At 43.2% G+C, this 21,858-nt stretch carries 15 protein-coding genes; 11 read left to right on the forward strand and 4 right to left on the reverse strand.

Going from position 1 to position 21,858, the window contains the following annotated elements:
• The first annotated feature begins 23 nt into the window (after positions 1 to 23).
• Positions 24 to 1,247 (forward strand): macrolide family glycosyltransferase, encoded by a 1,224-nt coding sequence (locus tag ACE3K2_RS11190; protein ID WP_421889790.1) that lies wholly within the window; start codon positions 24 to 26, stop codon positions 1,245 to 1,247.
• 137 nt (positions 1,248 to 1,384) lie between these two features.
• The gene (locus tag ACE3K2_RS11195; protein ID WP_421889792.1) at positions 1,385 to 2,614 is read left to right on the forward strand and encodes a multidrug effflux MFS transporter; all 1,230 of its coding nucleotides are present in this window, start codon (positions 1,385 to 1,387) and stop codon (positions 2,612 to 2,614) included.
• A 107-nt stretch (positions 2,615 to 2,721) separates the two neighbouring features.
• Here ACE3K2_RS11195 and ACE3K2_RS11200 read toward each other — a convergent pair whose 3' ends face one another.
• The gene (locus ACE3K2_RS11200; RefSeq protein ID WP_421889794.1) at positions 2,722 to 3,696 is read right to left on the reverse strand and encodes a helix-turn-helix transcriptional regulator; all 975 of its coding nucleotides are present in this window, start codon (positions 3,694 to 3,696) and stop codon (positions 2,722 to 2,724) included.
• 105 nt (positions 3,697 to 3,801) lie between these two features.
• On the opposite strand from ACE3K2_RS11200, the gene ACE3K2_RS11205 reads away from it, so the two are divergent.
• Entirely contained in the window at positions 3,802 to 4,281 is a 480-nt protein-coding gene (locus tag ACE3K2_RS11205; protein ID WP_421889796.1) for a GyrI-like domain-containing protein, read from the forward strand.
• A 114-nt stretch (positions 4,282 to 4,395) separates the two neighbouring features.
• Here ACE3K2_RS11205 and ACE3K2_RS11210 read toward each other — a convergent pair whose 3' ends face one another.
• Genes ACE3K2_RS11210 through ACE3K2_RS11220 form a run of 3 tightly spaced genes read right to left on the reverse strand, consistent with a single transcriptional unit; the run spans position 4,396 to position 8,058 of the window.
• Positions 4,396 to 5,517, reverse strand: a complete 1,122-nt coding sequence (locus ACE3K2_RS11210; RefSeq protein ID WP_421889798.1) for a Ger(x)C family spore germination protein — start codon at positions 5,515 to 5,517, stop codon at positions 4,396 to 4,398.
• Positions 5,514 to 6,602 carry a GerAB/ArcD/ProY family transporter gene (locus ACE3K2_RS11215; RefSeq protein WP_421889800.1) on the reverse strand — a complete coding sequence of 363 codons (1,089 nt, stop codon included), beginning with the start codon at positions 6,600 to 6,602 and terminating at the stop codon, positions 5,514 to 5,516. The genes ACE3K2_RS11210 and ACE3K2_RS11215 overlap by 4 nt, the downstream gene beginning before the upstream one ends.
• Positions 6,595 to 8,058: a spore germination protein gene (locus ACE3K2_RS11220; protein WP_421889802.1), complete on the reverse strand. Its 1,464-nt coding sequence runs from the start codon at positions 8,056 to 8,058 to the stop codon at positions 6,595 to 6,597. The genes ACE3K2_RS11215 and ACE3K2_RS11220 overlap by 8 nt, the downstream gene beginning before the upstream one ends.
• A gap of 235 nt (positions 8,059 to 8,293) precedes the next feature.
• On the opposite strand from ACE3K2_RS11220, the gene ACE3K2_RS11225 reads away from it, so the two are divergent.
• From ACE3K2_RS11225 to ACE3K2_RS11260, 8 genes are all read left to right on the forward strand, one after another.
• Positions 8,294 to 10,594, forward strand: coding sequence for a stalk domain-containing protein (locus ACE3K2_RS11225; RefSeq protein ID WP_421889804.1), 2,301 nt, complete (start codon positions 8,294 to 8,296; stop codon positions 10,592 to 10,594).
• A 735-nt stretch (positions 10,595 to 11,329) separates the two neighbouring features.
• Positions 11,330 to 12,277, forward strand: a complete 948-nt coding sequence (locus tag ACE3K2_RS11230; RefSeq protein ID WP_421889806.1) for an ABC transporter permease — start codon at positions 11,330 to 11,332, stop codon at positions 12,275 to 12,277.
• 13 nt (positions 12,278 to 12,290) lie between these two features.
• Positions 12,291 to 13,160, forward strand: a complete 870-nt coding sequence (locus ACE3K2_RS11235) for a carbohydrate ABC transporter permease (RefSeq protein ID WP_421889808.1) — start codon at positions 12,291 to 12,293, stop codon at positions 13,158 to 13,160.
• A gap of 65 nt (positions 13,161 to 13,225) precedes the next feature.
• The gene (locus ACE3K2_RS11240) at positions 13,226 to 14,809 is read left to right on the forward strand and encodes an extracellular solute-binding protein (protein ID WP_421889810.1); all 1,584 of its coding nucleotides are present in this window, start codon (positions 13,226 to 13,228) and stop codon (positions 14,807 to 14,809) included.
• A 93-nt stretch (positions 14,810 to 14,902) separates the two neighbouring features.
• A complete protein-coding gene (locus tag ACE3K2_RS11245) occupies positions 14,903 to 16,642 on the forward strand; it encodes a sensor histidine kinase (protein ID WP_421889812.1) in 1,740 nt (579 codons plus the stop codon).
• Entirely contained in the window at positions 16,642 to 18,264 is a 1,623-nt protein-coding gene (locus ACE3K2_RS11250; protein ID WP_421889814.1) for a response regulator, read from the forward strand. Before ACE3K2_RS11245 ends, ACE3K2_RS11250 begins: the two co-directional genes overlap by 1 nt.
• 84 nt (positions 18,265 to 18,348) lie before the next feature.
• A complete protein-coding gene (locus ACE3K2_RS11255; RefSeq protein ID WP_421889816.1) occupies positions 18,349 to 20,580 on the forward strand; it encodes an FAD-dependent oxidoreductase in 2,232 nt (743 codons plus the stop codon).
• Between the two features lie 17 nt (positions 20,581 to 20,597).
• Positions 20,598 to 21,806 carry a GDSL-type esterase/lipase family protein gene (locus ACE3K2_RS11260; protein WP_421889818.1) on the forward strand — a complete coding sequence of 403 codons (1,209 nt, stop codon included), beginning with the start codon at positions 20,598 to 20,600 and terminating at the stop codon, positions 21,804 to 21,806.
• Positions 21,807 to 21,858: the final 52 nt, after the last annotated feature.

Genomic DNA, 21,858 nt, shown 5'->3' on the forward strand with positions numbered 1-21,858 from the left:
AATTGCATTGGGAGGTGGATAAGATGGCACGTATATTAGTGGTCATTACTCCAGCTGAAGGACATGTGAATCCATCGTTAGGATTAGTTACTCAGTTGACGAACAATGGTGAGGAAGTCATCTATGTGTGCACGGAGGAGTATCGTTCCCGAATTGAACAAACCGGCGCCCAGATCATCACTTATCCGTTTCCACAAGAAGCTTTCTCTCATGATCCAGTGCTGAAACCCCAAGAATACAAGCATTCTTATCAGTTCATTTATATGATGGTAAGCGGTATTATTCGGAGGATCATCCCCAATGTGCTGCAAGTAATAGAGGATCAAAAGTTCGATTATATGATCTTTGATTCCCTGATGGGATGGGGAGGGACAATTCTTGCAGAAAAGCTGGGAATTCCTGCGGTGTGCTCGATTGCGTCCTTTGCTTTTGTGGAGCCTCTGGGGTCTAACTCGGGCCTGAATGAGAGGGAGAAAAAGGAGCTATATGAGGCTACAATGAAGATCACAACGGAGTTAGCCGAATCGTTTCAAGTGAGTATTCCAGCCATCGAAGAGATTCCGGCACATGCAGGTCAGTTAAAACTTGTGTACACCAGCCGATATTTTCAGCCACAGGCCGAAAAGCTGGATGATTGTTATATTTTCACGGGTCCTTCGATCATAACACGTCAAGATGCTCCGACCTTCTCTTTTGAGTTGCTTCGTGAACGGTACCCGCAAACCGTGTACATTGCTATGGGTACGATTTTAAATAAAAACTTGGATTTCTATCAGCTTTGCTTTGAAGCATTAGGGGATCTACCCGTGAATGTTGTTTTATCTTCAGGAAAATACACGGATATGAAGCCATTGGCTGAGCAAATACCTCCTAATTTTATCGTCAAGCCATACATTGCCCAATTGGAGATGCTGCAGCATACCGATGTTTTTATTACACATGCTGGAATGAACAGCACGAGTGAGGCATTATATTACAACGTTCCGATGGTGATGATTCCATTAACTTCGGATCAGCCTCTTGTTGCCAATCGGGTACAGGAGTTGGGTGCGGGTATTACTTTAAATAAACATAACCTCAGTGCAGCTAATTTGAGAGAGGCATTAACAGAAGTACTACACAATTCGCTTTACAGACGGCAGGCTTACCTCATTGGTGAATCTTTAAGGCAGGCTGGCGGTTACAAGCGAGCTGCCGAAATGATTATGAGTCATATGGGTTCAGGCCGAGGAAGTTACACCATTTAATAGTGTTCCATTCAAAGTCGCTTAATAAGCGGCTTTTTTGGTTTTAATTGCCTCAAGACTTGACCTATAGTTAACTCTATGTCTTATACTCCGAATAGGCTTGCAAATTATATGAGGAATTGGAGATTTTATTGATCATGGCGAAGAGCACGAATTGGAATGTTTTTGGACTCGCAATACTACTAGGTTTATTTTCTACTTTAGGTCCATTTACGATTGATATGTATTTACCGGCTTTTCCGGAGATTGCACAAAATATGAATACAACGGCATCCCTTGTACAATTTAGTCTTACTGCTTGTTTATTAGGACTCGGTGTAGGACAACTTGTTATGGGTCCTTTGAGTGATGCGTACGGTAGACGTAGACCTTTGTTGATCTGCATGGCAGCCTATATTATTTGTTCCTTGGCATGTGCTTTTGCTCCGAATATCGGACTATTGATTTTGTTTCGTTTCACGCAAGGATTTGCGGCATCAGCTGGAATTGTCATTTCCCGTGCGATAGCTAGAGATCTATATAGTGGACATGAACTCACTAAATTTTTCTCTTTGCTGCTGCTTGTAGGGAATTTGGGACCTTTGGCAGCACCGATCGCGGGAAGTGGCATTCTTTCCTTCACAACATGGATTGGCGTGTTTATCTCGCTTTCATTCCTGGGGATTTTCTTATTGATCATGACAAAGTGGAGTTTAAAAGAAACACACCCGGCCGAAAGACGTATGGTTCCCGACTTCAAACAGCAATTGGGTAATTACAGAATGCTTCTGCGTGACCGTAAGTTTGTAGGCTACATGCTGGCACAGGGAATCATGACGGCAGGGGTCTTTGCTTATGTGGCAGGAACACCATTTATTTACCAAAATATATATGGAGTCACACCGACGGTATTTGCTATATTGTTTGCTTCGAACGGAATCAGCTTGATCATCGGTTCTCAAATCGTGGGTCGATTGGCCAAACGTATCCCTGAGCAGACGCTTCTATTATCTGGACTATGGCTTGCTTTAATAGCAAGTGTTGCTGCTTTGGTGGTAACTTTAGTTCATGGTCCACTTTTTGCTTTGGTTATTCCATTATTCTTCTTTGTTTGCTCCATCGGCATTACGTCTACAGCAGCATTCCCGCTGGCCATGGAGAGTCAAGCCAAGATGGCCGGAAGTGCAGCAGCACTGCTCGGCGTTGTTCCTTTTCTTCTGGGTGCATTGGTTGCTCCTCTGGTCGGCATCGCAGGTGAAGACACTGCCGTCCCGTTAGGACTCACTTTATTAATGACCAGTATCATTGCCATTGTTACTTATTTTCTACTCGTTAAAAAAATCTCGCAACATACCCCTAATCATGCTCAGTCTAATGCTGAATTTTAGTATAAAAGGAACAGCTCGCCAAGCATTGAGGTGAGACATAATAGGTATGATTCCATTACAAAGTCGCTCAAATAGCGGCTTTTTTTGGTTTATCGCGTACTGAGCGCTCACTGCTTCATTTGATATAAACTTATTCTCTCTTGTACGGCATTCAGGACTTCTTCCGGAATTTCCTTAACCTTGATATCTTCACCTAGAAAAAGCATCCAATTAGTGACTTCGGTTAATTCGTCTGAGTTATGAACATTCACAAATGCCTTTAGGAGGGCTGTCGTTTGGTACGGATTCGTATAGGCAATTGAAAGTTTTAAAGGATGGTATTTTTTATATTGGGCAATCGCCTTTGGACCAAGTTCAAGGACAAGGTTGATGACCTCTTCCTGTGTATTTCGTTTGAGTTGCTCTACAATCTTTTTTGTACTTAGTCTTTTTTTCGTCGGATATGCTTCGACATGAATGAGGTTGTCGACAGATACGATTCGTCTCGTTTCTTCCTCCAAGTCGTAACCTTCAATGATCCAATGGCCTTTTTGATGATGAAGGTGTAAGAGAACGATGGGATAGGACTTTGTATTCTTCTCTTGTTGGACAGTAAGTAACAAATAACGTTCTATAAGAAGAATCTGGATGAGTTTTTCCAAGGTAGGGTGGGGCAGGTCTGACAGATCTAACAAGTCTGGATTATGGGGATTGGTCCCTTCAAAAAGCAATATTTGATTCAAATGCACAAGGTCATCTTGCTGATTTTCTGAGATAAGGCCCAATAATTTTTCAGCCAAAGATTGACGACTCTTCAGATAAGGAAGTTGTTGATTTCTTGTGGCCATAAAGGCAATGAATAACGCTTTGATTTCATTATCGGTAAACCGGACAGTAGGCAGGAGGGAGTTGTTCATGACAAAATAACCCCCGTCGCGCCCAACTTCAGCGACAAGTGGCATTCCCATAGCTTCTATTTCTCTGATATCTCGAATGGCTGTTGAACGGGAAATGTTAAATTCTCGCATGATTTCGGAAATGGTAAAGTGGGCACGGTTATTGATATACCGCGTGATGACATTAATGCGTTCAACTTTTTTCATTGGGTCTCCTAAACAGTATCATATTCTGACATGATTTAAGGTTATTATAAACCCATCAAGTGAAAACACAAATCAATTAAAAATTAAAAGAGGACGGTGTAAACCATGAGTAATTATCATTTTGAAGAAAAAGACAGCTTTATCGTTTTAGGGATTGGAACAGAGCTTAAGAGTGACTACACAGACTATGCTGGCATCGGCAAGGAGAAGGCGGATTTTTGGTCCACAGTAAAAGAGAATGGAAGCCTAGACACATTAAAGTCTCTGGCTACGAATGACTATATTTTTGCTGTAAACGAAGCCGTGAATAACAAAATGATGCATTATGCTGGTGTTATGACAGAAAAATCTCTGCCAGAAGCAACAAGAGTGATCCAATTTCCGAAGGGAAAATACCTGATTGTGAAGGGCGAAGCAGAGACGGCTGATGCGCTAAGTAATATGCTTACTGGCATTGCCTTTGGTCAAGCCCTCCCCGCAGAAAAGGAATATGCTTATGTTGGCGGTCCAAATGCAACGGTTGAAATGGGAGAGAAAAACGGTTTGGTATATGGTGAAATGTGGATTCCTGTTGTAAGGAACTAGGTAAAGAATGTAGTCAAATGGAGCGCTACTTCAAGTGCACCAATTAGAATGGACACTGGATAACCTCTGGTTTGTCCGATGAAATTCCAGGAGGTGCACTTCACAAGTAGGCAATTAATTTAAAACACCGCTACCGATTACTTTTACCTTTATTTCTGGGTGAAAACGAACTTGGGCATACTGTTGATTCCAGTCTAAGCTTTTCCACAAGTCCGGGTGATGGGCTATTAAATGTCTGCCAATACCGAAGGAATCACACCCGCTCTGCTGAAGTGTCTTGATAATTCGTTCTGCGTCCTGAGTCATGTCATCGGATAACTCACGGTTCAGACGTTCAATCGTTCCCTTTTCCTGAAGATGATTCATTGCATACTCAACAATCGTTACTGGAAGTTCGATATGGAGATTCACATCAATTTGGCTATCATGTGCAACCTTTACCGCGAGTTTACGTTTGATTTTTTTGGTATTCGCTTCGTAAGTGATATAGTTCCGTGGATTATTGGAAGGACCAGGATGAATCTTTTTGACAAATCGCGCTGTTTTATTCCATTTGCCACTCATAATAACGTATAGGGGGGCCTGTTCGATATTAAGACTCCCACTGAACCTTTGCCCGTGAAACAGGGCGATTCCTCGCGCATCAATTTCCTCTCCATTCTTAAATAGATAAGGCAACGTAAAGTCCTGTCCCGGATCCAGCATGGGTGGGAGAAGGGTTTCCAGCGTCATTTCAGGAAAAATGCATAATTCCTCCAAACTCTTAATTTTTTTCGTAATAAACTCACCAATCAATATGCTACCCACTCTTTTTTGGTGTAACAAATCGCCGGCCTCTCCATCCACAATCGCAATTTTCACATGTGAGGTCGGGTAATCAGGTTCCCGATATAAGACATCCAAGTAGGGGTAGATATCATTTTGTGCGAGTTGGTTGCCGTATAAGATCATCCCATATTTGAAGAACCGGATATCACCCGTCACTTTAGCGCGAATTCTATCCGTGCTTTGTCGGACGGATCTCCCGGTACCTGAGTGGACTTCATTACCGTTGCTCCCTTGTTGACTCTCAGAATCATCGACAATTTCAAGCGTCTGTTTAATTTCACCCTCTGATGTGATGTCGAACGCCGAAGCATTAGCCAGTCTTGCATCTTTTAAACTATCCTGATCCCAGCATCCCGTCATCACCATAAGCAGGATCAGCAGGACAAGGATTTTTCCTCGTTTACTCATATCATCTTCTCTTTTCGTTTCATTATATAAGATAGAACCAACAGTAGCAGAGGCAGGATCATGAGGAAAAAGTAAGCCGATCTGTTGGCTATGGTACTAATCAACTCCAGTTCTTCCCGCTGTTGTGGCAGATAGGCAATTACACAAGAAGCAAGAACGACATAGGGCACAGCTTTTTTATGGTGTTTTTGTTTGAAGAGATAACTTATACCATAAGATGCCGTATAGTAGTAACCGCAGATCGCCCCAAAAATAGAAATTAACCAGATAGGGAGGAACAGGAAATCGGCTCGATCCATTGTCCCGAGTGGGATTGAACGGAGCAAATAAATGACAGGTTCAGGCATTAAGTCAAGTTGCTGCGGACTAAAAGCCGTTGAACAAATAAACACGGTAAATGCATACAACATCACTACTACAGCACTTGCCAGAGCAACAGACTTGAGTTTGCCACCGCTGTTACCTTCAACCATGGGAAAAACAACGAGAAAAAACTCAAATCCAAACATGGCCATTAATGTTTCGGTTGATCCACTAATGATTTTGGGCCATCCTGCTTCGGTTAAAGGCAAAAGATATAACAGATTGATTTCCTTGAGTCCATAACTGATCAATACCATCATGGGCAAGATCAAAAAGGTGATGAGTACAAGGACCCGGGCAATGATCCGTAATTTTTGCCTAACCAAATAGATACTGCTGAACAAAAAGAGGGCTAATATAGCCCATCGGGGCGTATCCTGCAGCATCCAACGGTTGATTACACCATAGGCGTTGACCAACACAGAAGTGCCCATTAACAGGAAATATGCAACGTAGGCAATGATCAGCACCTTTCCCATCCATTTACCCGTAATCAGCGTGACAATGTCATAAATGGACGAGTTCGGGAATCTTCGCATCAAAAGCCAGCACAACAGTATGACAAGTTGAATCAGAAACCCTCCAAGGAAAACAGATATCCACCCACCGCCTTTTGACGAAAGATGTATCCGATAAGGGAGAGACAATATATCTACACCGATTTCAAATTTCATGATGAGCAAGAACAATTGTCCCCGAGTGATCGTTGTTTCCTTATTCACGTTTTTTCCAACTCCTAGAGTACTTCTGCTGATTCAGCCGCTGCGGGCGGGCATCATGAGGACGCTCACGAAGCGTCCAGATCGGAAATCGGATCCATACATCCTTCATGTCAGCTAATCGGAAGGGGGCGACTGGAGCAAAATAAGGCGATCCGAAGTTTTCCATCTTACATAAGTGGATGGTTAGAATCACCAAACCAAATGCGATACCGATATATCCAAAAAGCGCCGCTCCAATCATCATCGGGAAGCGGAGAATACGTACTGCTGAACTCATCTCATGCGAAGGTACCAAAAATGAAGAGATGGCGGTTAGGGATACTACAATAATCATCGTATAGGATACAAGCCCTGCACGAACAATCGCATCTCCGATAACCAAACCGCCAACGATACCGATAGTCTGGCCCACTCGGCTGGGAAGTCGGACTCCGGCTTCTCTTAACACTTCAAAGATCAGTTCAAGCAGCATCGCCTCTACAAGTGCAGGAAAGGGGATGTTCTGCAATGATTTTTTGATGGTGTGTGCCAGTTCGATCGGTAAAATAGCGGAGTGAAAGGAGATCGTAGCAATATAAACAGCAGGTAAAGTAAACGCAATGACAAAACTCATCATGCGAATTAACCGTAAAAAAGAACTCACAATCCAGCGACCATGATAATCATCCGGACTTTGGTAAAAAGCAAAAAAGGAAACTGGAGCGATAAGTGCTGAAGGACTGCCTTCGGCAAGTATGGCGACTCGTCCTTCCATCAAGTTGGCAATAACCCGATCAGGTCGTTCTGTACTGAGCTGCTGAGGGAAAAGAGAGAAGGGGTTATCCTCGATAAACTCTTCAATAAATCCTGGAGCCAGTACCATATCTGACGAAATCGATGTGATTCGCTCTTTGACTTCGTTCACTAACTCCGGATTGGCCAAATCCTGAAGGTATACAACTGCAATTTTGGTATGTGTCTTCTCGCCAACGTTAAAATATCGAACGATTAAAGATGGACTAATAATTTGTCTGCGGAGCAGATTCAAATTAACGGAAAGCTGCTCGATGAATCCATTGTGCGGCCCTCGAATAACACCTTCGTTTTCCGGTTCAGTTGTACTGCGTGCATACATCTTCTCCGTAGAAAGAATGTAAAACTCCGGGTATCCATCAAGTATGTAAAGACATTTACCTTGAATGATTGAGTCTATTCCAATTTGCAGATTGGTTTCTTTTCGACTTTCTAATGTGGTGAATGATGGATAGATTTCTGAATGGGCTTGGTCATTTAGTGCGGTTAAGACATGTGTTTGAATGATCTCTTGATCTACAAGTGAATCGATATAGAGAAGCACACTCTGTACACCATTGAGCAGAAGCAGTTGTTGTTTCAAATCGTCCGTATTATAAAGGGACTGCTCTACATAAGAAATATTTCTTTTTAATTCAGAGAATGCCTGATTGGTTGGGGTCATTTATCCACCTCTTTATCAAATGCGACATGGATTATATTGTGCAAAATCAAGATGATTATTCAGAAGAGGCTTTTTAATCAAGAACTTATCACCAAACATATAAAAAATAGTTGCACTAAAATCCATAATTTACAATTCAATTAGAAACTTTTTCCTAAATCTAGCGTCTAATACTATGACTTTTAGAGGGGATCTAAATAAATGACTAGAGAGTAGAAGGAGCCAAAGACAACGCATGAATATGAAGAAGAAATTATCCATTTTTACCGCTTTAGCTGTTTTTCAAGCATTTGCAGTGGGTTCTGTGAGTGCGCAATCAGCACCACAAGGTGACACCGCGTCAGTAAACACGGCCAATGTAGAATCAGTTGAGGTGGTAAAGCAAGAACAGCCGATTGCAGAGCGTGAAGTGAAGACGGAGAGCAATAACAAATCTATCAATACTCCGTCCTCTGAAGCCAAGGAAACCAAAACCACGACCGGCAATGAGACAACACCTACAAAAGATGGCGAGACACCTGCATTGGATGGGGGAGAGACCACTACTAATGAAACGGGTGCAAAACCTGTAGTTCAAGAGGAAACCCCTGAGAAGGTTGAAACGCCAGCTACGCCAGCTCAAATAGAGCAACCATCCATTGATGGGACGTCTCCTGCAGCAGCAGGTGGGAATCTGACGTTGTACATGAATAGCAATAAAATGGAGCAGGATGGAAAAACATATCTTGCGGGCCAGCCAATGGCTGTAAAAAACGGTGTATCCTATGTTGCAATCCGTGCACTGGTTGACCGTGTGGGGTATGGGGTCAAATACGATAACAAAACCAAAGAAACAATCATCATTAGTGGTGAGGATGAACTCCGATTCAAGACAAACAGCAAGGACTATACGGTAAACGGAGAGACCAGAACGATGAAAGGCCCTGCTTATCAGCAAAAAAGTACATTCATGGTGCCGTTAACTTCCATTACTCAAGCCCTGAACATCACCTATAAAGTGAATCAGTCAGCCAAGACGGTTGTGCTGAATCTGAATACAAAACCTGTGGCAAGCTTTACCATTTCCCAAAAGGAAATCTTTGCAGGCGATCAAGTGGACTACGTGACTTCTTCCAGTTCCCCCAATGGAATGGATATCGTTGACGAACGCTGGACAGGTCGCCAGGATTCATTCGATCAAGCAGGTACATATACGATTTCATATCAAGTACAGGATTCCAACGGCCAATGGAGTGATCCCTATTCGGTTACCATTGAGGTACTAAGTCCTAATCTTCCTCCTGTAGCCATGTTCGCCACGGATAAAGAACAGTATAAAATGGGCGAAAAAATAACATACACAGACCAAAGTACAGATGATGAAAATAATATTGTTAAAGCGGCGTGGGAGAACAATTCACTTGCGTTCTTTGAGCCTGGTCCAAAAACGGTGACTCTTACGGTTACGGACAATCACGGTGCTACGAATACGTACTCCAAAGTCATTACCATAACGAATGAGACCTTATATTCATTTACTGACTTCAATTTACTCTTCACGCCGGTAGGACAGAAATTTACCTTTAACGGCGGCGAAGTGACTACGATGGAGAAAGTGCCTTATACGTACATGGATGAGCCAAGTTTGCTGATCCGCAGTAACAGTCCGGAAACGGTGAATACGGAAGGCATCGTATACAAAGAATCATCTTCGGGGCAGACCCGTTTCATGATTCACCACGTGAACAATACCGGCAAAAGAGTAAAAATGTATGTGATTGCAACCAATAACAACCCCAATCCGGCTGTATTTGAACAACAAAATATGGGCTTTGCCGGACCTACACCATATGCTACCGTTGCTGGGAAATTGTCTATTGATAAATGGTTCAAGTCGATTCAGACTGGAGCGGATCAAAAGAAAGAGTATCTACAACCTGGGGAAAGCAAATTGATTTTGACCGAACTTAATAAAACCCCGATGAAAGAAGGACAAGTCATCTCTCTCTATTCGGATGCATATAGTGATTATTCCTTAGACTATAACGTTATCCTGGTGGAAGAAAATAAAGATCCGTTCGAAGCCTTGCCGTTGCTTCCAGTGCTTGATCGTGACGGAGTACACAACCGGGGTACGTACCCGAATGCGACTCGCATTATCAAGTACGATGAGCATGTGGGAATCAAACCTGCCCGTCTGCCACTTGGTGACAATTCAAGCGATCCCAATCTGGTAGGAACAGATCCGATGGCTTACACAGACGCATCCAATGCGGGTAATTTCGGCGTATTGTACAAAATCACGCTGACCAATGTTGCACCGCGTACGCTTATCTCCTTTAACCCTCGTGGAGGGAAGTACTCCGGAGTAGCTCTGGTGAACAATCAGTTGGTATCGATTGCTGAAGGTAACGTTGCGGTTGCCAATTCTAGTGAACAAAGCGTGCTTTACCGCACCGGTTCAACTGGAGAGAGCGTAACCATTCTATTCTCTGCCGCACCAGGAAGCAACCTGCCGGTGAATCTGCTCTTTACACCACTCCCATCGGAGAAGTAATCTAGTTGTCTCTTATAACGAATAGTTTGAGTGGCGCGTTAATCATCGACAGAAAAGACTCCGTATGGAGTCTTTTCTTTTCACCACTTATTTCTACTAAGGAGGAATCAGATTCCGATGAATGTAGTCGTCAAGTTGATACGTGAATTCAAAGAGCGGGATAACCGGCGTTTGTTAAAGGATTATCGAGACAAAGTGGAGCATATCAGGAAACGGAATTTGGAAACTTGGGAAGATCAGCACCTGCAACGACCGTATTCGCCTTTTGGGGCAGTAAGATGCTGAAGCTGTTACTGAGGCCAATATATAGGATGTCAAAATATTGATGGGAGCGTGACGATCGATGAACAATAGAGAACGGTTTACGAGCCGGGTCGATTCGTATTTAAAATACCGCCCGAGCTATCCCAAAGAGGCTGCATCCGAATTACGATCCGATGATGACAGAATTGCAAAATCTATTTAATAAAAATAATCAACAGGGTATTGTTGAATTTGATTATGAAACTGAGATTTTTTGGGGAGAAGTATAAATACGGCATCTGAAAGTCGCTAATTTAGCGGCTTTTTTTTGTATTCTCGTAGAACAAGTTCTTGTCCCGCTTGCCGGGATGAGGTGTGGGGACGAACCCGGGAACACTTCCTTAAAATCTTATAAGAAATTCTTGAAATTTCAGAAATTTATCCAATAGGCGGGTGCTATTATACACATACAAACAAAGACGAGGTGATGAAATGCAAGCAAAATTGGCAGCGGACGCCATTCCCATCTCCAAAAAGCGAAAAACATGGATAAGGACGATCCAAAAGTACAAGGTGATGTATGCTCTCTTATTACCGGCCTTAATTTACTTTGCTGTATTCAAATACATTCCTATGGCGGGAATCATGATTGCTTTTAAAAACTACAACCTGGCTTTGGGACTATGGGATAGCCCATGGGTGGGATTCAAAAATTTTACGGATTTTATGAACGGCGTTTATTTCTGGGACATCATGAAAAATACGATTGTTATATCGCTGTATAAGCTATTGTTCGGATTCTCCGCGCCCATCGTGCTTGCTTTACTCCTCAATGAAGTGTATAGCCAGTGGTTTAAGAAAATCGTACAGACAATCACTTATTTACCTCATTTTCTGTCATGGGTCATTGTTTATGGAATTATGGTCGCACTACTAGCCCCAGGCGATGGTCTCTTTAACATGATTATGAAGGATTTTGGTTTTGAACCCATCTCGTTTCTAACGGAACCTGCCTGGGGAAGATTGCTGATCATCTTATCTGAAGTATGGAAGGATATTGGATGGGGGGCAATATTGTACCTTGCCGCTTTGGCAGGAATCGATCCAAGTTTATATGAAGCGGCTCGGATGGATGGCGCTTCCAAATGGCGACAGCTCTGGCATATCACTTTACCCGGTATTCGAGGCGTCATTATTCTGATGCTGATTCTGAAATTAAGTCATATCCTGGATGCGGGTTTTGACCAAATATTCATGTTTGCCAACACCTTTAACCAGGAGAAGATCGATATTATCGACACATGGGTATACCGGGAAGGGTTGGAGCGTCTCAAGATTGGTTTGGCTACTGCTGTAGGATTGTTTAAAGCTGTCATCGGATTTGCTTTAGTGTTGGCAGCGAATAAGCTCGCCAAAAAATTCGATGGGCAAATTTGGTGAGGTGGTCCTTAGAATGATTCATATGACAATCGGGGAAAAAGTCTGGCAAACCGTCGTTTATGTGCTGCTTATTTTGTTATCCCTACTGTGCGTGCTGCCTTTTCTATATGTGGTTGCTGTCTCCGTAACGCCAGAATCGGAAGTACTAAGAAGAGGGATTGTGATTATACCCGAATCCTTTACCTTTTTGGCCTATAAAGAAGTATTCGTCTCTCAAGGGATCTGGCAGGCGTATAAAATTACGTTGTTTCGAACGATTGTAGGCACTGCGTTAAATGTGTTTTTTACAGTCATCGCGGCATACCCGTTATCCAAAAAATATTTGCCTGGAAGAAGTCCGTTTTTACTCTTCATTGTGTTTACCATGATGTTTAGTGGGGGGTTAATTCCGACTTATTTATTAGTTCGTTCTCTGGGATTGTTAAACAGCCCCTGGGTATTGATTATTCCAAATCTCATTAGTGCATTTAATCTGGTGATTATTAAAGGATTTTTTGAGCAACTACCAGGTGAAATCGAGGAATCAGCGAGGGTAGATGGTGCCAGTGAGCTTCAGACGTTATGGCGGATCATTTTACCCCTGTCGTTACCCGTGCTTTCCACCATTTCCTTGTTTTACGCAGTCGGGCATTGGAACAGTTATTTCGATGCCATTGTATATATCAATGATTCCAACTATATGCCACTTCAAGTTATTTTGCGCAACATCCTGCTTAACGTCGCAACGCAAAGCGCTGATTCACTTGCCAATTCCGGAGCTGTCAGTACGTTCGCTGTGCAAATGGCTACCGTTGTTGTGACTACGGTCCCGATTTTGATCGTTTATCCATTTTTGCAAAAGCATTTTACCAAAGGTGTGCTCCTGGGATCTGTTAAAGGTTAAAAGATGCTCCAACCTAACTTATTACGGGGAAACCGTGATAATATACAAGCAAAGGAGAGGTCAATATGCAGCGTAAAAAGATTTCATTTGTTATTCTGTCGGCAATCTTGGGACTTGGAACGTTATTGTCAGGTTGTGGGGGAGAAGAAGTTACATCAACAGCTTCGAGTAATTCGCAAGGCCAGTCTGGCCAGTTTGCAACCAAAATGAAAATCTCAATGTTTAACCAAGGTACTTTCAATGCTGCTGCTCCGGTACCTCCACGTGATGAAGATATTCAACGCCAAATGTTGGAAGAAGAAATGAATATCGACTTGGATATGATGATTCCTCAAGCAGGGCAAGCAACAACCAAACTGAATACGCTCATTGCAGGTGGAGATATTCCAGATTTAATCTTCTTGAAGAGTCGTTCTGATCTTGCGCAATATTACGACCAAGGTGTTCTTGCGGATCTGACACCCTATCTGGATCAGTTTCCTGAACTACAAAAAAGGTTTGGCAACGACTCATGGGAAGCGATGTCCTATCAAGGGAAAACGATCGGAGTTCCAGGCTATGATAATGTAAACGGTATCAGTCGAAGCTTTTTCATTCGCAACGATTGGCTGAAAAAGCTCAATATGGAAGTGCCAACAACACCGGATGAGTTGTTCGAAGTTATGAAAGCCTTTACAGAGAAAGATCCGGACGGGAATGGCAAAAACGATACGTACGGATTCATCGGCGGTATGAATAAAGAAGGCAATCTGCAAACCTACGGCTTCGATAGCTTGATGTGGATGTTTGGCGTTAATCCGCCTTCGGCCGTTGAGATCAAAGATAATGAACCGGTATTTCTATTTATCGATCCCAAAATGAAAGAGGCGCTTGCTTATATTAATAAAATGATGGCAGCCAAGGTGGTTGACCCGGACTGGGTGACGATGAATTCGCCTGATCTACTGGACCAAAAAATGTTTAAAGGTAAAGTTGGCTTCATGATTAGAGATGCTCGCAGACTGGAGCCGGATTATCAGCAGAAAATGAAAGAAATTAGTGGAGAGGTGCCGGAATGGATCGTTATTCCCCCGATGAAAGGTCCTTACGGGGATCAGATTGTAGAGAGAAAATCGTTCCAAGGCAATTCATGGGCCATATCCGCTAAAGCGGACGAGGACAAAATCATTCGCATCTTGTCCATGCTGAATTATCTCTTTACGGATGAAGAAGCTTATCCCAATTTTGCATACGGAATCAAAGGGATTCATTGGGATGTCGTAGACGGCAAGATCAAAAATAAAACCTCCGAGTTATCGAAAGAAATGAAAGAGAAGTACCTGTGGGTCGATCATTATAGAATGCCACGTCGTGGTGATGATGCGGAGTACTTCAGCTTCCAGAACCCTAAGACGGCAGAAGCTTTCAAAAATAATCAGCAATATGTGGGACCAACGTTACCCGGAAATTTATTGACCCCGGACCCCAATGATACTTTGGATGCTGACCGCCAACGTTTCATTAATGAAAGCTTGGTCAAGTTTATGACGGGCAAAGAGCCTCTTTCCAACTGGGACAATTTCCTCCAGACGCTGGATACCAAGTTTGACATGCAGAAATATAAGGACGCGGCCATCAAACAGTTTAAAGAAGCCGGTCTTATCAAGTAAAAATAAACACAGAGAGAGTGGCTATTCGTAGCCCCTCTCTTTATTGGCATATGCTATTCTTAGTTTAAAACGGAACTAAAAGGAAGATGATCGATGCGAAGAAGAATCAGCTTGCCTTTAAAATTATTTTTTATCGTATTTTCATTTGTACTGGGTTGCATCATCTTGATCAGCCAATTATCTTATCGTTATGTCCAAAAGGAAATCAGAACCAATGATATTTATTACACCAATCAAATATTAGACAAGGTAGACCAGTATTTCACCGTTAATTTTTCCTCCTTCCAAACGATCCTCTTCTCGGTTGAAACTTCGGTGAAAGCCAACATTAACAATTCCGAAGTGATTAAAAAGCAATTAAGAGAGCTGTATGAACTCAACAGTAATTACGTTAGTAATATTTATTTGATTAAAAGCGATTTATCCATTCTAGGTGGAAGTACACCTACTCGAATATTCGATGAACCTTTAGCTGAAAGAGCACCTTTATTTGATGCGGCTGACAAAAATAGAAGGACTACCTTTGTTAGTGAACCTTACAAATCAAAGTATTCCGGTTGGACCGTTACGATGGTTCGATATCTGAACCGTGCTCCGTTTCCTATGGCCATTGCGGTTGATTTGGATCTAAATGCCATTGAAGAAACCTTGTTCAAGATTAATAAACAGGAACAAATGAATCTGGCTCTGATCACCGAGTCAGGTAAAATCATTGCCGGCTTTTCTGAGAATAAAGGACCACTGGATATTCAAGATCATTCATTTTCGATCGGCGAGACGTCAGCGAAAGAAATTCTGGATACGGCAGAAACAAACCTTCAATTGCATACCAAGGATGGTATTCCGGTTTCCCTTTTGAAAAAACCGACGGAGAAATTCAACTGGACCATCATCTCGATCAACGATGAATCACGCTTGAAAGCAGCATTGTCCCGATTGGAAACCTATTATATTGAGCTTCTTGCTGCAGGTCTTCTCTTAAGTTTGTTCATTTCTTTTTTGGTTGCCAAATACATCAGGAAACCACTCTATACGCTCAAAACAAAAATGAAACAGGTAGAGCAAGGTATCCTCACAACAACAATAACCATCAACCGAAACGATGAGTTCGGAGATCTTTCACGAGCATTTGATCGGATGTTACAGCAAATTGTGGAACTGATTCGACGGGCCGAGCTTCATAATGAACTTGAGCGGAAGCTGGAAATCCAAGTGTTACAGTCTCAAATCAATCCACATTTTCTGTATAACACGCTGGGTTCAATCAGCAATGTGATACGTCTCGGACAAATAGAGAAAGTAGATGTGGTGATCGGGTCACTCATTTCATTATTGGAATACGGGATAGACGACGCTTCAGAGAAGGTTTCCCTACGTCAGGAACTACGCAATGTAGCGGACTATATCGAGATCCAGAATATTCGGTATAACCGAAACTTCAATTTGATTGAAGATATCGAAGCAGGGTTAATGGATTTTCCGGTTTTCCGAATGCTGCTGCAACCTCTTGTGGAGAATAGTATCTTCCATGGTTATAACGGTGGGGGAATCGAGGGTCCTATTACGATTCATGCCTACAGGGAGGGTGGCATCGTCATCATCGAAGTTGTTGACCAAGGTGAGGGAATTCCGGCCGATAAAATAAAGCATATTTTAATCTCAGAACCGAGTGAGGAGGAAGTGAAAAGGAAACGAATCGGGCTGAATAATATTCAGGGTCGAATAAGACTTCACTACGGAGATCAATTCGGACTGGATATTATTAGCATACCTAAGGAAATAACCCGTATACGCGCCTTATTCCCGGCAGAAGTGCAAAAAGGAGATGCATAATGGGGAAAGAATATACCTGCTTCATTGTTGACGATGAAGACCTGATCATTCAACGATTGGAACTGTTTTTTAGTGAGCTCTCCCATAGGGATAAACGATTTGTTCTGGTGGGAAAAGCGAATAATGGGCTGAGTGGGATCGAGGAAATCATAAAATTGAAGCCGGATATCGTCATATCCGATATTGTGATGCCGCGAATGGATGGCATCTCCATGATTGAGCAGCTCAAGGCGGAGCTCCCCCATACCCAATACATACTGTTGACCGCCTATTCTTCCTTTGAATACGCTCAGCGAGCGATTCATGCCAACGTACTGGAGTACATTGTAAAGGTTCCGCTAAGGGAAGCCGATTTGAATCGAGCGTTGGATAAGGCAGCTGGAATTTTAAATGAGTTTGAGAAAAAAGAAGCGGAATTTCACTCATTAAACATATCCGTACTTGAAAATAAATACAGAGTCCGCAAGCAATTTTTTAACGAATTGATCCGTGGTGAAATTCCTTCTCATCGGGCATCGGATTTTGCCAATCGTATGAAGTTTCATTTTTTTCAAGCCAACTATTGCTGCTTCATCGTTGAGATGAATACGTATGAAAGCTTCCGCAACGAATACGCAGCCGCAGATCAAAACATCTTGAAATATGCGATTACAAATATCATCGAAGAAACGGTAATGAGTGGGGGCAGCGGCGTAGCCGCGGATCTGTCCGATAATCGTTTTATTGGCTTTTTATCCTGGGAAAATAACCGCAGTGATATGGAAACGGAATATGCTTGCCTTTCCTTGGGAGGGCAGATCATCTCTCATTTGCATCAATATCTCAATCAAGGGGTGTCCGTCGCTTTTGGAGGTCCGCACCGAGGCTGGGAATCGATCAAACAAGCGTATACAGAAGCTAAACATGTGAGTGAGGATTTCTACTATCATACCGAAAAAGTAGTGAAAACTCCGATGCATCGGTTCCAGTACCATAATGAAAAAAAAGCAGACTTTGAGCAGAAACTCACTGATTTTCTTGCACGGATGAAACGAAAGATTTCCAAGGAAGAGCTGGACAGTGCACTTGCCGAACTGTCGCAATTTGTTTCGGACCATAAAATTCACAAGTCGATCATGGTGCCAATGATTAGAGACTTGTACAGAGACATTACCGTAAAGTTTAAATCGGGGAACAAGATGACCACGGAAGCACCAGAATTCCCTATGGAATTTATGGCATTTCAAGAGCAGCTCGCTTATATTGGCGACTTCACATTTGAATACGTGCATGCGGGCCAATTATTACATCGTGCAGAAATCATGAGTGCAATGCATTTTATAGAGAAAAACCTGAAACAACGTTTAACCCTGGAGGCCATTGCGGAGGAAGTGAATTTAGCGCCATCGTATTTTAGCAGCTTATTCAAAAAAACAATGAACGAAGGCGTGATTAGCTACATCAACCGTAAAAAAATCCAATTAGCACTCGAGCTGTTAAATGATAAGGATTATTCGTTATTGGAATTGTGCGAGGAAGTAGGCATCGTCAATGAAGGGTACTTTTGCAAACTTTTCAAAGAATATACGGGTGATACACCCAAGCAATATCGAATCAAAATGACACGGTACGAATCCAAATAAGGATGCAAAAAATGTATGATTTTTTCGCGAAATCCTGTAAAAAAAGACTGGTCAAAACCATTACCATGATAGGAGCATCTAATCATGGAGGTTATCAAAATGGAGCTTATATCAGCAGATGTAACCGTCGTAGGTGGGGGTATTGCCGGGATATGCGCTGCTATCGCTGCCGCACGCCAAGGGCTACAGGTGTCACTTATTAATGATCGACCGGTTCTTGGGGGAAATGCGAGCAGCGAGGTCAGGGTTCATATCAACGGGTCTGCATATCTGGGAAACAGTCCATCCTACTATGCTCGCGAGGGCGGGTTGGTAGAAGAACTGAAGCTGAAGATATTTCATTACAATCCGTTATACAACAAAAAACTTATGCTTTCGCTTTCGGATACGGTTTTGCTTGACATGGTTTATGATGAGCCCAACATTTCTCTATTCCTGAACACATGTGTGCATGAAACAGGCATGGATAATGGCAGAATCAAATGGGTGGACGGACTTCAATTGGCTTCCGAGAGAAAGTTTCGTTTTGAAAGCCCAACCTACATTGATTGCTCCGGGGATGGAATTGTTGGATATCAAGCAGGTGCCCACTTTCGATGGGGTAGAGAGGCGAAGCATGAATACAAGGAGGAGCTCGCTCCAGAAGTGGCGGATCATTACACCATGGGTGATACGATTCTTTTCCAAGCCCGTGACGTAAACTATGCCGTTCCTTACAAAAGGCCTGGCTTTGCGTATGATATTACGAAGTTGGAATTTTTCGATAGTATCCGAAAAGGGTTAAACCATCGGTCTTTTCCAAGGAAAATCAACGGACTGGGCGGATTGTGGTGGCTGGAATACGGCGGACATATGGATATTATCAAGCATAATGAAGACATTGCATTGGAACTGCGGAAATTGGTGTACGGAATCTGGGATTATATCAAAAATAGCGGCGAGTTTGATGATGTAGACAATCTCATCCTGGACTATGTATGCCCGATTCCGGGAAAGCGGGAGTCGAGACGATTTATAGGGGAGCACATGTTGTCTCAGAATGATCTTACAGCAAAGCCTCATTTCGAAGATGCGGTATCCGTCGGAGGCTGGTATATGGATCTGCATGCGAATAAAGGCATCTATGATGAGGGGCCGGCTACAGCGTGGAATTTTGTGCCGGGATTGTATAATATCCCGTTTCGCAGCTTATTTTCACGCAATATCCCAAATCTCATGTTCGCTGGCCGCAATATAAGCGCTACCCATGTGGCTTTTGGGTCTACAAGGGTCATGGCAACCTGTGGTTGCATGGGGCAGGCGGTAGGAACGGCTGCTGCGTTATGCGTAAAATATGAGACAGACCCCGCGGATATAGTCAAAGTTCATATGGGTGAGCTTCAGACGCAGCTGCTTCGAGACGGGCAAACCATTGTAGGGCTTCAAGAGCCGTTGGATCCTTATTTCGCTGACGGATTAACGATTCATGCCTCGTCTCAGCGAAGTTATGAACATCCTCATCCCACCGAAGAGGTCTCCTTGGAGAAAGCGTTATGTTTGGTCTTGCCGATTCAGAAATCTGCGGTTGAGAGTGTGCAGATCAAAATTAAAAATAGATCCGAGCATTCCGAAACGTTGCAAGTGAAGCTGTATGGCGGGGATCGGAAGGAAAACTATATTCCCACCAACGAGCTGAAAGATTACCGCGTGGTTATTTCAGCCGGTTACGATGACTGGATTACACTGGACCTCAGCTGCAAGAAGCCAGAAGACGATAAAATCTACATCGTATTGGAAGGTACGGCGAGCCTTGCCGTATACAGCAATGAAGAGAAAATGACTGGGGCGGTTAGCTTCCTTTATAGACCGGAAGAGCCATCCAGGCTGAAGAAGTTTAATAAGAGCATTTGCTTCAAAGATCTCATACCATCCCAAGATATGTATAATCCCATGAATGTTATCAACGGCTACTCCAGACCTTATGGTCTGCCGAACGGCTGGATTTCGGAACATTCAGAAGGACAGGAATGGTTGGAATTTGGTTTTGCAAGCCCCAGGAATCTGGATGAAATTCATCTTGTTTTCAATTCACAGCTGAATTTGGAGCATTTCGACGATCCGATCCAGCCATTGATTCAAGATTATAATGTGACCTTAACTTTAGAAGACGGAACCAAGAGTGAAATTAATATCCGTGGGAATTATCTTTCGCTGAATAAACATCAGGTGAACGCAACAGGTGTAACCCAAATCCGGTTTGATTTCTGCGCAACGTATGGTTCACCTTATTATGAAGTGTTTGCTGTGAAACTTTTTGCTCCTAAAAACGCGAAGTGAGGTCGGGTGAAGTCGAGATGAAGGAATTTTTCTCACGAAGAGGATTGCCTAATGTCATTCAGAAGTTGGAAAATGGGGAACCCGTGACCATCGCTTATTTTGGTGGCAGTAATACACGTTCGAAAGGATACAGGGTCATGACGGCGGAGTGGTTGCGAGGGCAGTATCCCCATGCCGATATCCGTGCTGTGAACGCAGGCATTGATGGGACAGGATCGGACCTCGGCTGCGCCCGTTTGCAAACAGATGTACTGCGTCATCAGCCTGATCTCGTGTTTGTTGAATTTGTTGGCAACGATGGCGGAGTTCCCGAATCCAAGGCGCGAATCGAAGGCATAGTGAGACAGATCCGCAAGCAGAGCTGTTTTACCGATATCCTGTTCGTATATACGATTAAAGAGCGGGATTTGAACTTATTTCAATCCGGGGAGTACCAGAAGGGCGCTCTTATGCAAGAGGAAGTCGCCGACTATTACGGTATTCCTTCGATTCATCTGGGCGTGGCGGTCAGTCAATTGGTTTCAGATGGCAAGCTCATTTTCACCTCAAGTTCAGATGTGTCCATTCCCGGTGCCGTTATTTTCACGCATGATTCGATCCATCCAACGATTCCAGAAGGACATCAGATTTACACAGATACCATCATCCGGTCATTTGAGAAAATGAGAGAACTACGAGATCACGTGGGAAAAGTCGAACATCACTTGCCGCAGGACCCGTTGGTCCCGGCTAATCCTTGGGAGTATGCTACCATGCTGCCACTGGATCGTCTTACTCATTTTTCCGCAGGATGGTCTTACATGACTTCCAATGATTTTGCCTTAGTACGCGAGTATGATTGGTTGTTCCCAGGTCTGTGGCGAGCAGTTGATCCTGGTGAGGCGATTACAGTGGAGTTTGAGGGAACACACATCGGCTTATTTGATATCGGGGGACCGGATTCAGGCAGATTGAAGGTGTCGGTAGACGGAGGGGAGTCTTTTCTTATCGATCGATTCACGCCCTATAACGATCATAATCGAAATCAATATGTTTTCTTGCCGGAGCTACCGAATGGGAAACATACCGTTCGCTTCGAGATCGATCATGAGAAGACGGACAAAGCGGCCGTGTTTGAGGCTAGCGGCAATGAACAAAGTATGGCGCATATTCGGCAGCATCCAGCTTGGTATGATCAAACGGTCATTCAGCTTGGAAAATTGTTATTGGTGCAGCCGCCATTATAATGGATTAGTCCAATTGGAAGAGTAAGGACATTTGGAACTCTTGGAAAACCTA

Source organism: Paenibacillus sp., from assembly GCF_048976745.1.
In the GTDB taxonomy this organism is placed as follows: domain Bacteria; phylum Bacillota; class Bacilli; order Paenibacillales; family Paenibacillaceae; genus Paenibacillus.